The sequence below is a fragment of the Streptosporangium sp. NPDC051022 genome (assembly GCF_040683035.1).
Classification (GTDB): domain Bacteria; phylum Actinomycetota; class Actinomycetes; order Streptosporangiales; family Streptosporangiaceae; genus Streptosporangium.
This window is the reverse complement of sequence record NZ_JBFBCF010000005.1, coordinates 306,829-324,823: the sequence shown is the minus strand read 5'-3', so window position 1 is coordinate 324,823 and position 17,995 is coordinate 306,829. Positions and strand designations below refer to the sequence as shown.

Genomic DNA, 17,995 nt, shown 5'->3' with positions numbered 1-17,995 from the left:
CCCGGTGACGCCGTCCCGCGGCGGGTCGGTCAGGGGGCGCTTGAGGCGCCTCCGGGCCAGCTGCCGTCCGGGAACCCCCCGGTCGCGGTGCCGCCGGGGAGCACCACCCGGTCGTTCTCGGTGAGCCCCGAGGTGACCTCGACGTACCGGTCGCCGCGGACTCCCGTCGTCACGACGCGCTCGCCGCCGCCGCGCAGGGTGACCCGCGAGGTGCCGTCCTTGGACCGTATGGCCTGCACGGGCAGGTAGAGCGCCTCCTGGGACTCGTCCACGGTCACCGTGACCGTGGCGGTCTGGCCGACCATGAGGTCGTCCGGCGCCTTGTCGAACGCGATCGTGACCCCGTACCTCACCAGCTGGCCGGTGGTGGTGGCGGTCGGCGCGATGTGGGTCACCGTGCCGGTGTACTTCTTCCCCTCCCGGGTGGCCAGGGTGATCGTGGCTCGCTGGCCGAGCTTCAGGCTGCCGATGTCCGACTCGGTGAACAGCGCCTCGACCTGGAGCTCGTCGAGATCTCCGAGGGTGAGGAACGCGCCGGTGCCCACGGTGTCGCCGACGGCTCCCGCCACGGACATCACGGTCCCGCTCGTGGGAGCGACGATCCGTACTCCGGCCAGCTCCTGTCTGGCGTCGGTGAGGTCCGCCCGCGCCCGCTTCACCTGGGCCTCGGCCTGCTCCACGGTGAGCGCTCCCTGGCCGCTCCCCGCGCCGCCCTGCTGTCCCGCCGTCCGGCTCGTGCCCTGCTGCGCGGTCCTCGCGCTCTGCGTGCCCTGCGCGCTCTGGGTGCCCTGCGTGGTCTGCGAGTTCCCCCGGCTGCCGTTCTGTCCGGAATTCTGCCCGGTGCCCTGACCGGCGCACGCGTCCGTGCTGGGCCTCGCGGTCGGCTTCGAGGTCGGTTTCTGAGTCGGCTTCCCGGTCGGCTTCCCTGTCGTGGTCGGCCTGGCAGACGAGCCGGGCTTGGGCGTCCGGCTCGGTCCGGCGCTCTGCTGCGGCGTCGGGTTCGAAGGGCCGGGGGTCGAGGGGCCGGGGTTCGGGTTCGAGGGTGAGGCGCCCGAGTCCGGCGTCGCGGTCACGGTGACCGTGGCCGTGGCGGTCACGGTCACGACCGGGGTGGCCGTCACGGTCACGGTGACCACCGGAGCGGGATGGGGCGACTCCTCACCGGAGCCCGGTCCCGTTCTCGCCCCCGTCCCCGTCTTCGGCCCGGTCTCCGCCGTTCCGCCCGTCGTGGGCGTCGAGGCCGGGGTCGTCGCCGTCGCCGTCGGTGTGGGTGTGGCCGTCGGCGTCGGTGTCGGCGTGGGTTTGACGAGATAACCCGCGAGGGCGATCCCGCCCGCGGGGACCGCCGCCTTGAACCGGCCGGGATCGGTGGGCGTGGCCGTCGCGCCCGGCACGACCGTCATGACCGGTGCGGGAGTGCGGCCCTGGCCCGGCGTCGGCGTGGCCGTACCGCTCGCGCCGGGGGTTGGGGTGGCGCGCGCCGGCCCGGTCGGCGCGCCCGTCGGCGTCGCGGTGGGCCCGCACGTTCCCCGCCGGGAGGGATCCGAGCCCGTCTGGCCCAGATCTCCGTTCCGGCCCTGGTTCTGCGCCTGCTGCTGCTGTCCCTGGCTCTGTCCCTGCCCCTGGGACGGCGACGCCGAGGGGGACGCGGCCCTCTCCTCGGCCGCGTCCAGTGCCTCCTCGGCCGCCGCGAGCTGCGCCTTGGCGGCCTCGTACCGCTCGCGCGCGGGCGCGGAGCCTATGGAGGCGAGCACCTTCCCCTTGGAGACCTTGTCTCCCGCCTTGACGTAGACCTTCCTGACCGTGCCGGAGCCGCCGAAGGACAGCTCCCGGGTGTCGACGTCCACGGTGTTGCCCGCGGCGGAGACCGCGGCGGTCACCGTTCCCCGGCGGGTGGCGACGAGTTCGACCCGGGGGGCCTGCCCCGAGCCGTCGTCGAGCGTGTAGAACACGCCCGCACCCACGAGGACGAGGGCGGCCAGGGCGAGTCCTCCCACGCGCACGGGTTTCGAGAGGTTGGTCGGTCTCATGGCCGACCATCTTGGCCTGCCCGATTCACTGCCTGCTCACAAACACCTGAATGTTTCCTGTATGTCGAGTTTTATCCCTCGTTTGCAGCAAACACTCAGGAATAGTTGGGGTTAGCCCAAGACTCGTACGCCAGGGTCGAGCGCTGTGAAGCTGTCGACCAAGCGCGGAGCGCTGATCGTGAACGGGGCCCTGGGGGTCCTGTTGCTGGGCGGCGCGGGAATCGCCTTCTCCTCCCTCGGGGGATCCGCCTCCTCCGCGGACACCGCGGTGCGGACCGTCTCGGTGACCCGGAGCACGGTGACCGCGTCGGTCTCCGCCTCGGGGGCCGTGGCCAGCGCCCGGGCGCGGTCACTCGGCTTCGGGACGAGCGGCACCGTCAAGAAGGTCTACGTCGAGGTGGGGGACAAGGTCTCCAAGGGGCAGATCCTCGCCCGGCTGGACGACACCTCCGCGAGGGAGAGCCTGGACGCGGCCGCCGCGGCGCTCGACTCCGCGGACGACGACACCTCGACCGCGGCCGGGTACGCCCAGTACATCACCGCCAGGAACACCTACCGGGCGGCGCGGCGCGCGGTGGACGCCACCGTCATCAAGGCGCCGTTCGCCGGAACGGTCACCGCCGTCAACGGTACGGCGGGCAGCTCGGCCGGTTCCTCGGGAGCGTCGTCGGGCGCGGGATCGGGCTCCGGCTCGGGTTCCGGGTCCGGCTCCGGGGCGGGCTCGGGTTCCGGCTCGGGCGCGGGCTCGGGCGCGGGATCGGGTTCCGGCGGTACGGCGGGCGGTTTCGTCGAGCTGGCCGACACCCGTAAGCTCCAGCTCGTCGGGAACTTCACCGAGTCCGACATCACCAAGCTCAAGGTCGGCCAGACGGCGTCGATCGGGTTCGACGCGCTCACCGGCGTCACCGCGACCGGCAAGGTCACCCAGATCCAGCCGACGGCCTCCACCAGCAACAACGTGGTCCAGTATCCGGTGACGATCTCCTTCGTCGAGGTGCCGCCCGAGGTGCGGCTCGGCCAGACGGCCACCGTCAAGGTCGTCGTCGGGCAGGCGGAGAACGCCCTCGCCGTCCCCTCGACGGTGGTCACCACCGCGGCCGGCCGGAGCACCGTGACCGTCCTGCGGAACGGCGCCCAGGCGCCCGTCCAGGTCGAGGTGGGGGTCAAGGGCGACACGCTCACCGAGATCACCTCGGGACTCGCCGAAGGAGACCAGGTCGTCCGCCCGGTGAGCACCGGATCCACCCAGCAGCAGGGCGGGTTCCCCGGTCTCGGCGGAGGCGGCAATCGGGGCGGCGGCGGGAACTTCGGCCCCGTCGGTCCCGGTGGCGGTGGCCGATGACCACCCCCGTCCTGTCCCTCCGGGACATCACCAAGGTGTACGGCAGGGGAGAGGCGCAGGTCCAGGCGCTGCGCGGGATCTCCCTCACCGTCGAGCAGGGCGACTACGTGGCCGTCATGGGCGCCTCCGGCTCCGGTAAGTCGACGCTCATGAACATCCTGGGCTGCCTGGACATCCCCTCCTCCGGGCGCTACCTCATCGACGGCACCGACGTCGGAACCCTCGACGAGGGCAGGCTCGCCGTACTGCGCAACCGGAAGATCGGATTCGTCTTCCAGTCGTTCAACCTCATCCCGAGGATGAGCGCGCTCGCCAACGTCGAACTGCCCATGGCGTACGGCGGGGTCCCCGTCGCCGAGCGCCGGGCCCGCGCGATGGAGGCCCTGCGGCAGGTCGGCCTGACCGACCGGGTCCGCCACGAGCCGAACGAGCTGTCCGGCGGCCAGCAGCAGCGGGTGGCCGTGGCCAGGGCGCTGGTCACCTCGCCCGCCCTGCTGCTCGCCGACGAGCCCACCGGCAACCTCGACACCCGCTCCACCGAGGACGTGCTGGAGATCCTCGACCGGCTGAACGGCTCCGGCCGCACGATCGTGCTCATCACCCACGAGGACGACGTGGCCACGCACGCCAAACGGGTCATCCGCCTGGTCGACGGCCTGGTCGTCGCCGACGACCGCCAGGCCCCCGTGGACGGCCCGCCACCCCGCATGTCCGAGGCCGCGCGAGCCTCCCGCGCGTCCTCCGAGACCACCCGGGTCACCCGTACGCCGGCTGAGGCCTCCCGGACGCCGGAGGCCGGGCAGGAGCCCCGCGTGCCGGAGGGCGCCTCGTGAGCAGGCTGGAGATCCTCCGTTTCGCGCTCCGCGGCCTGGCCGCCAACAAGCTGCGCAGCTTCCTGACCACGCTGGGCATCCTCATCGGGGTGGCGGCGGTGATCCTGCTGGTCGCCTTCGGCGAGGGGGCCTCGCAGAGCATCCAGAAGAGCATCCAGCGCCTGGGGGCCAACACTCTGACGATCTCCGCCTCCTTCTCCGGAGGGGGGTTCGGCGGCATCGGCGGCGCGGGCGGGAACAGGCAGGGCACGGGCCCGCGCACCCAGGCCAGGCAGCTCACGCTGGAGGACGCCAAGGCGCTCGCCGACCCCGAACAGGTGCCGTCGGCCAAGAGCGTGTCCCCGGTGGTGACCACCTCCGGGGCCACCGCCGTGCGCGACGGGGTGAGCCACACGATCTCCCAGCTCGTGGGCACCTACCCGAGCTACTTCGAGGCGACGAACAAGCCCGTCAGGACCGGGTCCTACTTCGTCAACGACGACGTGCTCGCCGCCAGGAAGGTCATGGTGATCGGGCAGACGGTCGCCGACGACCTGTTCGGCACCGCGGACCCGGTCGGGGAGCAGATCAGCGTCTCCGGGGTGCCGTTCACCGTGATCGGGGTGCTCAAGGAGTCGGGCTCCTCGGGCATGCAGGACGCGGACGACGTGGCGATCGTGCCGCTGCCCGCCGTACAGCAGAGCCTGACCGGGTTCGGCGCGCTCGGGTCGATCATCGTGCAGGCGACGGGGACCGACACGACGTCCTCGGCCCAGGCGGAGGTGACCGCCGTGCTCGACCAGCGGCACGGCATCACCCCGACGGGCACCGCGGACTACCGGATCCTGAACCAGGCCACCCTGCAGGAGACCGTCAGCTCCACCGTCGGGATCTTCACCGCGCTGCTCGGCGCGGTCGCCGCGATCTCCCTGCTCGTCGGCGGCATCGGCATCACCAACATCATGCTGGTCACCGTCACCGAACGGACCAGGGAGATCGGCATCAGGAAGGCCATCGGCGCGCCCAGGAGCGCCATCCTCGGCCAGTTCCTGCTGGAGGCGACGGTGCTGAGCCTGCTGGGCGGGCTCACCGGGGTGGTGATCGCGTTCGTCGGCACCCGCTTCACGATCGCGGGCATCGAACCCGTGCTCGTGCCGTCCTCCATCGTGCTGGCCCTCGGTGTCTCGGTGGGCATCGGGCTGTTCTTCGGCGGCTATCCGGCCAACCGGGCGGCCAAGCTCAGGCCCATCCAGGCACTGCGTCACGAATGACCTTTACGGCTTACGCAAGGAGAGAACATGGGCGCCGGAGCGGGAGAGCGGCCGGATGAGAAGGCCCAGGGCGGGGAACTGCTGGAGAGTTCCCCGTTCAAGGGGGACCTGGACAGCGCGCTGGCGGCCCCGCCGCGGCGCCGCCTGTCCACGCTCACGCTGGTGCTCGGCGCGGGGGTGATGCTCGTCGCGGGCGTGATCCTGGGGATCCAGGCGGAGAAGGCGCTGGGCGGCGGCGGTCAGGGCGCGATGCCGGGCGCCATGATGCGGCAGGGCACGGCCGGTCCCGGCGGTTACGGCGGGTACGGCGGCGGCCAGGGCCCCGGTGGCTACGGAGGTGGCTACGGCGGGTTCGGCGGCAGGCAGCGGGACGGCGGCCAGGACACCCAGAACGGCCAGGGCGGTCAGGGGAACCAGGGCGCCCGGGGCGGTATGACCTTCGGCACCGTGCAGAAGGTGGAGGGCACGAAGGTCTACGTGCAGCAGCCGGACGGCACCGTCGTCACCGTGAACACCACCGGGCAGACGGCCGTGCGCGTCTCCAAGGAGGGCAAGGTCGCCGACCTGAGGTCCGGCGGCACGGTGGTCGTCCAGGGCGCCAGGGGAGAGGACGGCTCGATCACCGCGACCTCGATCAACGAGGGCGGCGGTCGACGATGACGCTCTCCCCTCTCAGGAAACGTTCAGCCGGAGCTGAGCTGCGTTCCAGGAGGGTGAGTAAGCCTCATTCTGTGCTTGACAGAGTCGAGGCAAGGCTGTTGATCGTAGACGACGAGCCGAACATCCGTGAGTTGCTCTCCGCCAGCCTGCGCAGATCCGGGTTCGAGGTGGTGACGGCGGCGGACGGCAGGGAGGCCGTGCACTTCGCCGAGCGGGTCCGTCCCGACCTCGTCGTGCTGGACGTGATGCTGCCCGACATGGACGGGTTCACGGTGGCCGGGCGGTTGCGGGCGATGGGTGGGCAGATGCCGGTGGTCTTCCTGACCGCGCGGGACGCCACCGACGACAAGGTGGCCGGTCTGCGCCTGGCCGACGACTACGTGACCAAACCGTTCAGCCTGGAGGAGGTGCTCGCCCGGATCCGGGCGGTGCTGCGCCGTACGAGGGGGGACCTCGACCTGCCCGTCCGGCTGAAGGTCGGCGACCTGGAGCTGGACGAGGAGGCGCACCAGGTCTGGCGCTCGGGCAGGCCGGTACGGCTGTCGCCGACCGAGTTCAAGCTGCTGCACTACTTCATGGTCAACACCGGCAGGGTGCTGTCCAAGGCGCAGATCCTGGACCACGTCTGGAACTACGACTTCGGCGGCGACGCCGGGGTCGTCGAGTCCTACGTGTCCTATCTCAGGCGCAAGGTCGACATGTCCGAGCCCCGGCTCATCCACACCCTGCGCGGTGTGGGATATGTCCTGAGACCTCCCCAAAATGGTTGAATCTTCAGCGGACATTCAGCTTCGCTTCAAGTGACCCTGAGCTTCGGGTGTTCCAATAGGCGGCGAATGACCCCCGATCACCCCGTGATCGCGTGAAGGTTCGGGTTCGTCTCCAGCTGCGGGGGAGACGAGCCCGGTGTGGCCCCACGCGGAATCCGGGGTAACGGCCCCATCGCCCGACCGGGTTCGCCCCCGTGACCCGGTCGGGCGATGGGGCAAAACCATGTCTAGGGGCCTTCCAGCAGGGAAGGGTCGCTCTATGAGCCAGAGCGACGGTCTGCTCGACGCGCTGCGCGAGCTGCGGCGTCACCTCGACCATGACCTGTTCCCGCTGGCGGCCGTCGGCGCGGAGTCCGGGCGCCGCGCGCTGCGCGAGCTGACCGGACAGCTCGACGACTACCTGATCCCCCGGCTCACCGCGATCGACGCCCCGCTGCTCGCCGTCGTGGGCGGCTCGACCGGGGCGGGCAAGTCGACCCTGGTGAACTCCGTCGTCGGCGCGGACGTCTCCGAGCCGGGCGTGCTGCGGCCGACCACGCTGGCCCCCACCCTGGTCACCAGCCCGGCGGACGAGGCGTGGTTCACCGGTCTGCACGTCCTGCCCGGCCTGCCCCGCGTCACGGGCGGCGCGAGAGGCGAGCCGGGCACGCTCCGCGTGGTCACCGTCCCCTCCCTTCCGCCGGGACTGGCCCTGCTCGACGCGCCCGACATCGACTCGGTCGTCACCGCCAACCGCGAGCTGGCCGCCCAGCTCCTCGCCGCCGCCGACCTGTGGCTGTTCACCACGACCGCGGCCCGCTACGCCGACGAGGTGCCGTGGGGCTTCCTGCGCACCGCCAGGGAACGGAGCACCGCGCTGGCGATCGTGCTGTCGAGGGTGCCTCCCGAGGCCCTCGGCGTGGTCGAGCGGGACCTGGCCCGGCTGCTCGACGCCAACGGGCTGGGCGGGACCCGCCTGTTCGAGGTTCCCGAGCTGGTGCTGCCCGAGGAGAACGCCCGTCTGCCGCGCCATGCCGTCCAGGCCGTCGCCGACTGGCTGACCGGCATCGCCGCCGACTCCCGGGCCCGTGCCGACGTGGTGCGCCAGACCCTGTCCGGCGCGCTGGAGAGCCTCGCCGTACGGGTGCCCGCCCTCGCCGACGCCGTCGACGACCAGCGCGCCGCCGCCGAGGAGCTGCGCTCGATGACGGACGCCGCCTACGCCTCGGGCCTGGCCGTCTTCGACGCGGGCATGCTGGACGGGTCGCTGCTGCGCGGCGAGGTGCTGGCCCGCTGGCAGGACTTCATCGGGACCGGCGACCTGATGCGCTCCCTGGAGAGCCGGGTCGGCCGGTTCAGGGACCGCATGGTCGCGCTGTTCACCGGGCGGCCCACGTCGGCCGGCGAGCTGCGGGTCGCGCTGGAGAGCGGGGTCGAGGCCCTGATCAGGGCCTCGGCCGACGGCGCCGCCGAGCGCGCGCTGGAGTCGTGGTCGGCGCACCCGTCGGGGCGCGACCTGCTCGAGAAGGCCGGGGTCCTGCGGGCCGGTCGCCTCGGCAGGGCCTCGGCGGGGCTGTCCGCCGAGGCGGAGGCGGTACTGCGGGGCTGGCAGGGATACGTGCTCGACCTGGTCCGCGATGAGGGCGCCGACAGGCGGAGCCTGGCCAGGTTCACCTCCTACGGCGTCAACGGCGCGGGGCTGCTGCTGATGCTCGCGGTCTTCGCCTCCACCGGGGGCCTGACCGGGATCGAGGTCGGCATCGCCGGAGGCACCAGCGTGCTGAGCCAGAAACTCCTGGAGGCCGTCTTCGGCGACCAGGCGGTACGCACCCTCACCGTCAAGGCCCGCGCCGACCTGCGATCCCGCGTCGCCGCCCTGCTCGACGCCGAGGCCACCCGTTTCACCGCGCTCCTCGACGCCGTCGAGCCGCCCGAGGACGCCGGCCCGGGCCTGCGCGCCGCGGCGCGGGCCGTACGGGAGCACCGGCGCGACCTCCCACCCGGATCCCGGTCCGGCCTTCCACCCGGATCCCCGCCCGAACCCCCTCCCGGATCCCCGCCCGAATCCCCGACTGAATCTCCGTCCGAATCCAGGTCCGGCCTCCCGCCTGACCCCGGGCTCGGCCTCTCACCCGGATTCCCGGGCGGCTCCCGTACGGGCGACCGGAAGGCGGGGGAGCCGTGAAGCTGCCGCGGCGCAAGACCGCCGTCTCCCTGGACGACCGGCTCGGGGGGCTGGCCCTGGCCGCGGACCTGGCCGATGGACGGCTGGCCGCCGACGCGGTCGCCGGGGCGCGCTCCGTGGTCTCCCGCGCCGGGGTACGGCGGAGCCTGTCGGTCGAGCACACCGTGGTCGCGCTGGCCGGAGCCACCGGCAGCGGCAAGTCGTCGCTGTTCAACGCGCTGTCCGGCACCTCCCTGGCCATGGTCGGCGTCACCCGTCCCACCACCTCCACCGCGCAGGCCGCGCTCTGGGACGGACAGGGAGCCGGGCCGCTGCTCGACTGGCTGGAGATCCCGCGCCGTCACGAGGTGGCGCACCCCGAGGACGGAACGGCCGGGCTGATCCTGCTCGACCTGCCCGACCACGACTCGATCGAGCTGACGCACCGCCTTGAGGTCGACCGGCTGGTGGAGCTGGTCGACGTGCTGGTGTGGGTGCTCGACCCGCAGAAGTACGCCGACGCGGCCGTCCACGACCGCTACCTGCGCCCGCTGGCCCGCCACCGTGACGTCACGGTCGTCGTGCTCAACCAGACCGACCGCCTCCCTCCGGCCGCCGCCGAGCGCTGCCTGAAGGACCTGCGGCGGCTGCTCGACGGGGACGGCCTGGCGGAGGTGCCGCTGGCCGGTGTCTCCGCGCGCACCGGGACAGGACTGCCGGAACTGCGCGCCCTGCTCGTCTCCCGGGTCGTGGCCCGGCGGTCGTGGGCCGCCCGCCTGGCCGCCGACGTCGGCAGGGCCGCCGACATCCTCGCCGGGGCGTCCATCGGCCCGGTGCCGACCGCCCCGGCGGCCGGCGGCACGACCCCCACCGCCCCGGCCCCCATCGCCAAGGCGCCCGCCGTCCCGTCCCCCACCGCCCCCGCGTCCACGGCCCAGGCGCACGCCGCGACGGTTCCCTCCGGCGCGGTGCCCACCGCCACCGTTCCCACCGCCACCGTGTCCCCCGGCACGACCCCCGGCAGGATGTCCCCCGGCGGGATGTCCACCGCCTCGCCGTCCGCCGCCTCGTTCTTCACCGCCCCGGAGTCCGGCTCCCCGGCGTCGCCCGCGCCGACGGTGTCCGTGGACGGCCTCGCCGGGCCGCTGACCGACGCGCTCTCCGAGGCGGCCGGGGTACCGGTCGTCGTGGCGGCCGTGGCCAAGGCGCACCGGCACCGCTCGGTCGCCGCGACCGGCTGGCCGCCGACCCGCTGGATCCGCCGGTTCCGCCCCGACCCGCTGCGCCGCCTCCGCATCGGCATGTCCGTGATCCCGGGTGTCGGCCGGGACTCCGGCGGAAAATCCACCGGGAAGTCCACGGGGGACTCCGTCTGGCACACCGTCCGCGAGTCCGCCGGGGAGTCCGAGCGGGACTCCGCCCAGGTCCTGCGCGTGCCCGTCGGCCGGACCTCGATGCCCGTCACGACCGCCGTCCAGCGCTCTCGGATGGACACCGCCGTCCGGGAGGTCGCGGGCGCCGCGTCCGCGGGACTGCCCGAGCCGTGGGCGGCGGCCGTACGGCGGGCGGCCCGGTCCCGGGCGGAGGAACTGGAGGACGGCCTCGACCGGGCGGTCGCGACCACCTCGCTGGGCACGTCCCGGCGGCCCGTGTGGTGGCGGGTGACCGGGCTGGCGCAGTGGCTGGTGTTCGCGGTCACGCTGGCGGGCGGCCTGTGGCTGCTCGGACTGCTGGGCCTGGACTACCTCCGGCTGCCGCGGCCGTACATGCCGACGGCGGGCGAGCTGCCCTGGCCCACGGTGTTGCTGATCGGCGGCGTCGTCCTCGGCCTGCTGATCGCCGGACTGTCGCGGGCGGCCGCGTGGATCGGCGGACGCCGCCGGGCCCGCAAGGCCGCCCGAGCCCTGCGGGTGAGCGTCGAGCGGGTCGCCCGCGGGCTCGTGCTGGAACCGGTCGGAGAGGAACTGTCCCGCTACCACCGCTTCACCGAGGCGGTCACCCTGGCGAGGAAGGAGTGAGGAACCGTTCGGCTGCCGTCGTGCCGCCGGAACGGTCGTCTCAGCGGTGAGGAGTCCCGTCCCAGGCGGGGCGACCGGCGGGAACGGCGAGGGGCTCCGGCCGCCCCGTGTCCCGCGCCGGGATCGCCGGAGGGTCTCGATGTTCGGGGGCGGCCGGGGTACGGTCGCCTGTGCCGTCCCTCGCTCTCGGCGCACCCATGTTCAGGGAATCCACGGCGAATCCTCCGCGTCGTGGGCGGTCACGGACCGTGACTCTCCTACCGTGGGAGGACCTGGTGCCCCTGGTGTCCCTGACCCCCTCCGACCCTCAGCGCCTGGGCCGCTACTGGCTCGCCGGCCGCCTCGGCGCGGGCGGCCAGGGCGTGGTCTACGAGGCGTACGGCGAGGACGGCGAGCGAGTGGCCGTCAAGGTGCCCCGCTTCGACGACCAGGTCTCCCGAGCCAGGCTGGCCAGGGAGGCGGCGGCCGCCCGGCGTGTGGCCCCGTTCTGCGTCGCGAGGGTGATCGAGGCGAGGACCGACGGTGAACGGCCGTTCATCGTCAGCGAGTACGTCCCCGGGCCGAACCTGCGCCAGGTGATCGACGAGGCGGGGCCGTACGAGGAGGACGCGCTGCGGCGGCTGGCCGTGGGGGTCGCCACCGCGCTGACCGCCATCCACCAGGCGGGCGTCGTCCACCGTGACCTCAAGCCCGACAACATCGTCCTCGGCCCGGACGGTCCGCGGGTGATCGACTTCGGGGTGGCACGGGAGACAGGGCCGCCCACGACGACGGGACCCATCCTGGGAACGCCCAACTACATGGCCCCCGAGGCGTTCGCCGGGAGGAGGACGACGGCCGCCGCCGACATCTGGGCCTGGGCGCTGGTCGTCCTGTTCGCCGCGCGGGGGTGCGACCCCCTGCCCGGCGGGGAGCCGCTGTCGGTCGTGACCCGGGTGCTCGGATTCCGGCCCGACCTGGACGGCCTGCCCGAACCGTTGCGGACGCTGGCTGGGCGGGCGCTCTCCCACGACCCCGCCGACAGGCCCGTCGCCCCCGAGATCCTGCTCGGCCTGCTGCGGGGCCCGGACGACGGACGACCACTCACGGACGAGGGAGAGCCGCTCGCGGACGGCGGCCGGTTGCTCGCGGACGGCGGCCGGGCGGCGGCGGGGCTGCGCTCCCCGGACGAGGTACGGCCCGCCGAGCCCGACCTCGGCACGGTCGCGGAGGAGATCTACGCGGAGCTGTCCGACGACGAGCGGGCGGTGGCGCCCGAGGTCTTCCTCCGGATGGTCGCCGTCACCGAGGACAGCGACGAGACGATCAGGCGGGTCCCGCGCGAGGAACTCCTGGACGTGCCGGACGGCGCGGCCGTCGTCTCGCTGCTCGCGCTGTACCGCGCGGCCGGGCTCGTGGCCGAGAGCGACTCGACGGTGACCCTGGCCCACCCCGCGCTCATCCGGGCGTGGGCGCGCCTGCGGACGTGGGTGGCGGACAACCGGGACGGCCTGCCCGTCCACCGCAGGCTCACCGAGGTCGCGCGTTCCTGGGAGGGGCACGGGCGCAAGTCCGGAGACCTGTTGCGGGGCTCCGCCCTGGACCGGACGGTCCGCTGGGCCGCCGACCGGCCGCGGGAGATCGTGCTGACCCGGCTGGAACGGAAGTTCCTCGACGCCGCGACCGACCTCGCCCGGCACCGGTCACGGCGCCGCCGCCTGCTGGCCACGGCCCTGGCGGCGCTCCTGGTCGTCGCGCTGGGCGGGCTGGGGCTGGCCGAACGCCAGAGCCGCCTCGCCGCCCGCGAACACGACGACGCGACGGCCCGCTCGCTCGCCCAGTACGCGGGGAGCCTGCGCGAGAGAGACCCGCGCGCGGCCATGCTCCTGAGCGTGGCCGCGTGGCGGCTGGCGCCGTCCCTGCCCGAGTCGCTCGGCGCCCTGTACGACTCGCGCTCCCAGGCGTGGCTCGACGCGTTCACCGACCCCGAGGCCACGGCCGGCACCGTGTACGCGACCAACCGGAACGGCCGGGTGCTGGCGGCCGTGTGGTCCGGAACGGCCACGCTCTGGGACGTCCGGGGACACCGGATGCTGCGCCGTGTGGCGGGGGTCGGCCAGGCCGTGGTGAGGGCCGCGCTCAGCCCCGGAGGTGACGTGCTGGCCGTACAGGACGACCGCGGGGTGCGTCTGTGGGACACGCGGTCGGCGCGTCCGATGGGAGAGGCCTTCGGCCCCGCGGCGTACCGGGGAGACCTGGGCCAGGTCGAGTTCGACCCCACGGGACGGCTGCTGTCGCTCGCCCTGCCTCGTGGATCCCACTGGTGGGACCTCGCCACGCGCCGCCCCCTGCGCACGCCCTCGGGAGCGGAGATCGACGCGGTGAACCCCCAGGGCACCCTCGGCTTCGTCTACTCCGGCGATGAGGGCCGGGCGGAGCTGTGGGACCTGCGAGCGGGCCGGCGGCTGCCGGCCGGTCGGCTGCCGGAGAGGAAGCGTGTCAAGGGCGCGGTGTTCAGCGAGGACGGCCGGTCGCTCGCCGTCACGGAGTACCTCCCGTCGGTGCGCAGCGTGCGGTTGCAGCTGCGGCGCGTGCCGTCCGGAGTCCTGGTGCCGGGTGACGGCGCGGGGCCCGTGTGGGACGCGGCCGCCTTCGGGTACCACGACCGTTTCCTCGCCTTGTGGGGAGGCGACAATCTGATGGTGCTGCGTCTGGCGGACGGGCAGGTCGTGATGGAGCGCCGGCCCGGCGTGCTGGTCGGCGAGGTCCGCTTCGACGAGGCCGACCGGGTGCTGCGGATCCGGTCGGAGACGGGGACGATGTTCACGCTGGACGTCCGCTTCCTCCTGGACCGGCCCGTCCTTCGGGGGGCGCCGAACGGCACGGCCGCGCTCTCGCCGGGCGGCCGGACGATGGCCGTCCTCGGGAACGGCGAGGTGCGGCTGTGGGACGTGGTGCGGGGACGGACCATCGGCGGCCCGATCTCCGTGCCCGTTCCCGTATGGGTGCGTCCCGCCCTCGCCTTCAGCGCGGACGGCGGCACGCTGGCCGCCGGCGGGCTCGTGACGTCCGGCGGCGGCCGCCCGCGCGCCGGGGTGGTCCTGGTGGACGCGCGCTCGGGGACGGTGCTGCGCTCCTTCCAGGTCTCGGCCCGAGCCGCCGAGCAGATCGGCGATCTGACGTTCAGCCCCGACGGAACCCACCTCGCGGTCGCTCCCTACCTGCCCGGTACCGGGTTTCCCCTGGAGCTGTGGGACCTGAACCGCATGAGCGTGCGCCTGGTGAAGGAGGTGACGGATCCGGAGGGCATGGCCTACCGGCCCGACGGTGGCCTCCTGGCGGTGCGTACATCGTCCGATGTGACGCTCGTGGACCCGGCGACGGCGGCCCGGCGGCCCGGTCCCGCCGGATCCGCGCGGATCGAGGGCCCCTACGCGTTCAGCCCGGACGGGACGCGCGCCGTCGCCGACACGGAGGGACAGCTGTCGCTGTGGAGGCCGGACCTCACCGCCGCGACCGGCCCGCCCTTCCTACAGGCCGCCAACGGTGCCGTCTCACTCGTCTGGTCACCCGACGGGCGGTTCGTCGCCTCCTACGAGGACGGTGACCGGATACGCCTGTGGGACGTCGGCGCCCAGCGGGTGCTCGGCCTCGTGTTCGACGGCCGGACCGAGGAGGGGGCCGGTCGTTACGCGGCGCTCGCCTTCAGCCCGGACGGCCGGACGCTGTTCGGCGCCACCCCGGACGGCGTCCTGCGCGTGTACTCCGTCGACGGCGATGCCGTCGCCGCCGCCGTCTGCGACCGGGTGGGGAACCCGCCGGAGGGGAACGACCTGAAGCGGTACAGCCCGGAGATCGAGGGCCTCGATCTGTGCGGAGCGAAGGGAGACGGCCACCGCTTCGCGGAGTGAGGGGCGCCTCCACGCCGCCGGGCCTGCCGGTGACCGAGTCGTACGGGATCCGACCGCGTCGTGAGCCGGACGCGTCGTGAGCCGGACGCGTCGCAGGTCCCGCTTGACGGTCTGTCGGAAGGTTGACGGTTCGTCGGAAGGGTGATGGAATCCCGCCTCAGCGTCGCGGTGTACCCGGCAAAGAGATCGCCGAGGGCATGGAGGCGCCGAATCATGGGACGACCATGAAACCACCCACCCGATCGAGCGGCCGTGTCACGGCGTTCGGCACCCAGTTGATCGAAGTGCACATCTGGCTCCGCGAGGAGCTGGACCGGCTCCGCGAGGACGTCGACTCCTACCTCGAAGGCCGCGGCGGACGGCCACGGGAGCTGCGGGCGCACTGCCTGGCGTTCTGCTCCGCACTGACCCTGCACCACACCGGCGAGGACGGCGGGGCCTTCCCCGTCCTGGCGGAGCAGTACCCCGAACTGCGCCCCGTGATCGAGGAGCTGGTCCACGACCACCACGCCGTGGCCGGGATCCTGCGCAGCCTGGAGAACCTGCTCGGCGACCTCACGGCGGATCCGGGCCTGGCCGAGGCACAGCGCGTGCGGGCCGACCTGGACGGCCTGTCCGCGCTGCTGGAGTCGCACTTCGTCTACGAGGAGAAGAAGATCGCCGCGGCCCTCAACGCGCTGAGTCCTCCGGGGCTGGACGGTTCGGAACCCGACTTCCGGCCACCCGCCTGGCTCGCCTTCGCCGCCGCGGAGCGGGACGACGGCGCGGAGCGGGACGACGGCGCGGAGCGGGACGACGGCGCGGAGCGGGACGACGGCGCGGAGCGGGACGACGGCGCCGGGCGCGCCGGGGGGATCCCGCCCGAGGAGTACGGCCACACGCCGTGATCGGCGCGCCCTGACCGTGTCCCGGCCGGCGCGGCACCGGCCGCGTCGCCCCGCCGGCCGGGACCGGTTCCACGAGATCGCCCCCGCCGACCTGGGCCGGTTCCCAGGAGACGCCCTCCTCCGACCTGGGCCGGTTCACGCGAGACCGTTCCTTTCCGGCCGGGACACGATGCCACGCCGGTCGAGACCGATTCCTGCAAGACCGCTCTCCTCCGCGTGGGACACGATGGGCTCATGAACGTCGACCTCTCCGCGGCGGCCTCCTTCATGGCCACCCACGCTCGCGTCCTGGACCGCCGTCGTTTCCAGCTGATGACGGGCGAGGCCGATCCCGCCGCCGCACTGGCCGCGCTGGACGGCTACCGCAATCCCGACGGCGGCTACGGCTGGGGCCTGGAACCCGACCTGCGCTCGCCGGAGAGCCAGCCCGGTGCCGCGCTGCACGCCTTCGAGGTGTTCGAGGACATCTCCCCGGCCGTCGCCGTACAGGCCGGCGCGCTGTGCGACTGGCTGGAGTCGGTCTCCCGGCCCGACGGCGGACTGCCTTTCGCGCTGCCCCTCACGGTCACCGCCGGAACCGCCCCCTGGTGGGCGGACGCCGACCTCACCGCCTCCTCGCTGCAGATCACCGCCGTGACCGCGGCCGCCGCGCACCGCGTCGCCGCGCACGACCCGGCCGTCGCCGCTCATCCCTGGCTCCGGCGGGCCAGCCGTTACTGCCTGGCCGCCATCGAGGCGCTTGGGGAGAAGCCTCACGCGTACGTGCTGGCCTTCGCCGTACGGTTCCTGGACGCCGTGCACGACACCCACCCGGAGGCGGCCGGTCTCCTCGCACGCCTGGGCGGCCACATCCCCGCCGACGGCCTGATGCACGTCGAGGGCGGCACCGAGGACGAGGCGCTCCGCCCGCTGGACTTCGCCCCGTTCCCCGGCCGCCCGGCACGGACCCTGTTCGCCCCGGAGGTGATCGCCGCCGATCTGGACCGCCTGGCCGGCCTGCAGCGGGACGACGGCGGATGGACCGTCGACTACGCCAAGATCTCACCCGCGGGCGTACTCGACTGGCGTGGCCACACCACCGTCCGCGCCCTCGACATCCTGCGCCGCAACGCCAGGATCTGATTCCCCGGCCCCGTCCGCTCCGTCGTCCCCGTCCTGAGATGGGCGTCCCGGTCCTGAGATGGGCGTCCCCGTCCTGAGAGGCGCGTGTCAGGCGGGCTCGGGAGCGGGTACGGCGTGCTCGGCGGCGCGGCTGACCCGCTCCCACCCGGCCCAGGTGTCCATCCGCCGACGGCAGAGGTCGAAGGCCAGGTCGTAGACCATGCTGCCGAGCAGCAGTCGCAGCGGCGGGTCGTCGCTGTCGACCAGTTCCAGCATTGCCTCGGCGGCCAGGCGCGGCTCGCTGTCCACCGAGCCCTCGGCCCACTGCCTCTCCATCTCGGCGCGGAGCGGCCCGTACGGTTCCAGGGGCGTGGTCGTGGTCAGGCCGCCGGTGTACAGGTCGGTCCAGTAGCCGCCGGGCTGGACGACGGTCAGCTTGACGCCGAACCGGGCGACCTCCATGGCCAGGGCCTCGCTCATGCCCTCCAGGGCGAACTTGCTCGCGCTGTACATCCCGGTGCTCGGGAAGCCGCCGAGCGCGGCGATGCTGGAGATCTGCACGATGTGCCCCGAGCCCTGGGCGCGCAGGTGCGGCAGCGCCGCCTGACAGACCCACATCGCCCCGAAGAGGTTGACCTCCAGCTGGGCGCGGGCCTCGGCCTCGGTGAACTCCTCGATCATGCCCATGGACAGTGTTCCGGCGTTGTTGACCACGATGTCGAGGCGGCCGAAGTGCTCGGCGGCGGTGGTCACGGCGGCGAACACCGCGGCGCGGTCGGTCACGTCGAGGGGCAGGGGCAGCAGGCGGTCGCCGTACCGATCGCCGAAGTCGTGTGAGGCGATGGTGCGTGCGGCGGCGGCCACCCGGTCGCCGCGCTCCAGGGCGGCCAGGGCGAACGCGCGGCCCAGGCCACGGCTCGCACCGGTGATGAACCAGGTGCGTGAGGGGGCGGTGGTGCGCATACGCGGGACTCCGATCGTTCGGCATTCATACGAACCGAGACGGTTCGTCTCGTTTCGTTGCGGCGATCGTACGAGGGTCGTCTCCGCCAAGTCAAGACGGTCCGTCTC

At 73.5% G+C, this 17,995-nt stretch carries 12 protein-coding genes; 10 read left to right on the top strand and 2 right to left on the bottom strand.

Features of this window, described 5'->3' with window-relative positions:
- Positions 1-29 precede the first annotated feature (29 nt).
- Positions 30-2,030 carry an efflux RND transporter periplasmic adaptor subunit gene (locus AB0N02_RS12640; RefSeq protein ID WP_363945327.1) on the bottom strand — a complete coding sequence of 667 codons (2,001 nt, stop codon included), beginning with the start codon at positions 2,028-2,030 and terminating at the stop codon, positions 30-32.
- A gap of 145 nt (positions 2,031-2,175) precedes the next feature.
- Here AB0N02_RS12640 and AB0N02_RS12635 point away from each other — a divergent pair, with 145 nt between their 5' ends.
- The 10 genes from AB0N02_RS12635 to AB0N02_RS12590 all read left to right on the top strand — a co-directional run bounded on the left by AB0N02_RS12635 (position 2,176) and on the right by AB0N02_RS12590 (position 16,945).
- Positions 2,176-3,372, top strand: a complete 1,197-nt coding sequence (locus tag AB0N02_RS12635) for a biotin/lipoyl-binding protein (RefSeq protein WP_363945326.1) — start codon at positions 2,176-2,178, stop codon at positions 3,370-3,372.
- On the top strand, positions 3,369-4,205 hold the full coding sequence (locus AB0N02_RS12630; RefSeq protein ID WP_363945325.1) for an ABC transporter ATP-binding protein: 837 nt from the start codon (positions 3,369-3,371) through the stop codon (positions 4,203-4,205). Before AB0N02_RS12635 ends, AB0N02_RS12630 begins: the two co-directional genes overlap by 4 nt.
- Positions 4,202-5,455, top strand: coding sequence for an ABC transporter permease (locus AB0N02_RS12625; RefSeq protein ID WP_363945324.1), 1,254 nt, complete (start codon positions 4,202-4,204; stop codon positions 5,453-5,455). The genes AB0N02_RS12630 and AB0N02_RS12625 overlap by 4 nt, the downstream gene beginning before the upstream one ends.
- Positions 5,456-5,482: 27 nt before the next feature.
- The gene (locus AB0N02_RS12620) at positions 5,483-6,115 is read left to right on the top strand and encodes a hypothetical protein (RefSeq protein ID WP_363945322.1); all 633 of its coding nucleotides are present in this window, start codon (positions 5,483-5,485) and stop codon (positions 6,113-6,115) included.
- A 98-nt stretch (positions 6,116-6,213) separates the two neighbouring features.
- Positions 6,214-6,885 carry a response regulator transcription factor gene (locus AB0N02_RS12615; RefSeq protein WP_363945320.1) on the top strand — a complete coding sequence of 224 codons (672 nt, stop codon included), beginning with the start codon at positions 6,214-6,216 and terminating at the stop codon, positions 6,883-6,885.
- A 259-nt stretch (positions 6,886-7,144) separates the two neighbouring features.
- A complete protein-coding gene (locus tag AB0N02_RS12610; RefSeq protein ID WP_363945318.1) occupies positions 7,145-9,049 on the top strand; it encodes an ABC transporter in 1,905 nt (634 codons plus the stop codon).
- Complete coding sequence (locus tag AB0N02_RS12605) at positions 9,046-11,046, top strand: GTPase (RefSeq protein WP_363945316.1); 2,001 nt, start codon at positions 9,046-9,048, stop codon at positions 11,044-11,046. Before AB0N02_RS12610 ends, AB0N02_RS12605 begins: the two co-directional genes overlap by 4 nt.
- Positions 11,047-11,321: 275 nt before the next feature.
- A complete protein-coding gene (locus AB0N02_RS12600; RefSeq protein WP_363945314.1) occupies positions 11,322-14,936 on the top strand; it encodes a WD40 repeat domain-containing serine/threonine-protein kinase in 3,615 nt (1,204 codons plus the stop codon).
- A 224-nt stretch (positions 14,937-15,160) separates the two neighbouring features.
- Complete coding sequence (locus AB0N02_RS12595) at positions 15,161-15,823, top strand: hemerythrin domain-containing protein (protein WP_363945312.1); 663 nt, start codon at positions 15,161-15,163, stop codon at positions 15,821-15,823.
- Positions 15,824-16,057: 234 nt separating this feature from the next.
- Complete coding sequence (locus tag AB0N02_RS12590; RefSeq protein ID WP_363945310.1) at positions 16,058-16,945, top strand: hypothetical protein; 888 nt, start codon at positions 16,058-16,060, stop codon at positions 16,943-16,945.
- A gap of 87 nt (positions 16,946-17,032) precedes the next feature.
- Here the strand turns inward: AB0N02_RS12590 and AB0N02_RS12585 are convergent, their stop codons facing one another.
- Positions 17,033-17,887 (bottom strand): SDR family oxidoreductase, encoded by an 855-nt coding sequence (locus AB0N02_RS12585; RefSeq protein WP_363945309.1) that lies wholly within the window; start codon positions 17,885-17,887, stop codon positions 17,033-17,035.
- Positions 17,888-17,995: the final 108 nt, after the last annotated feature.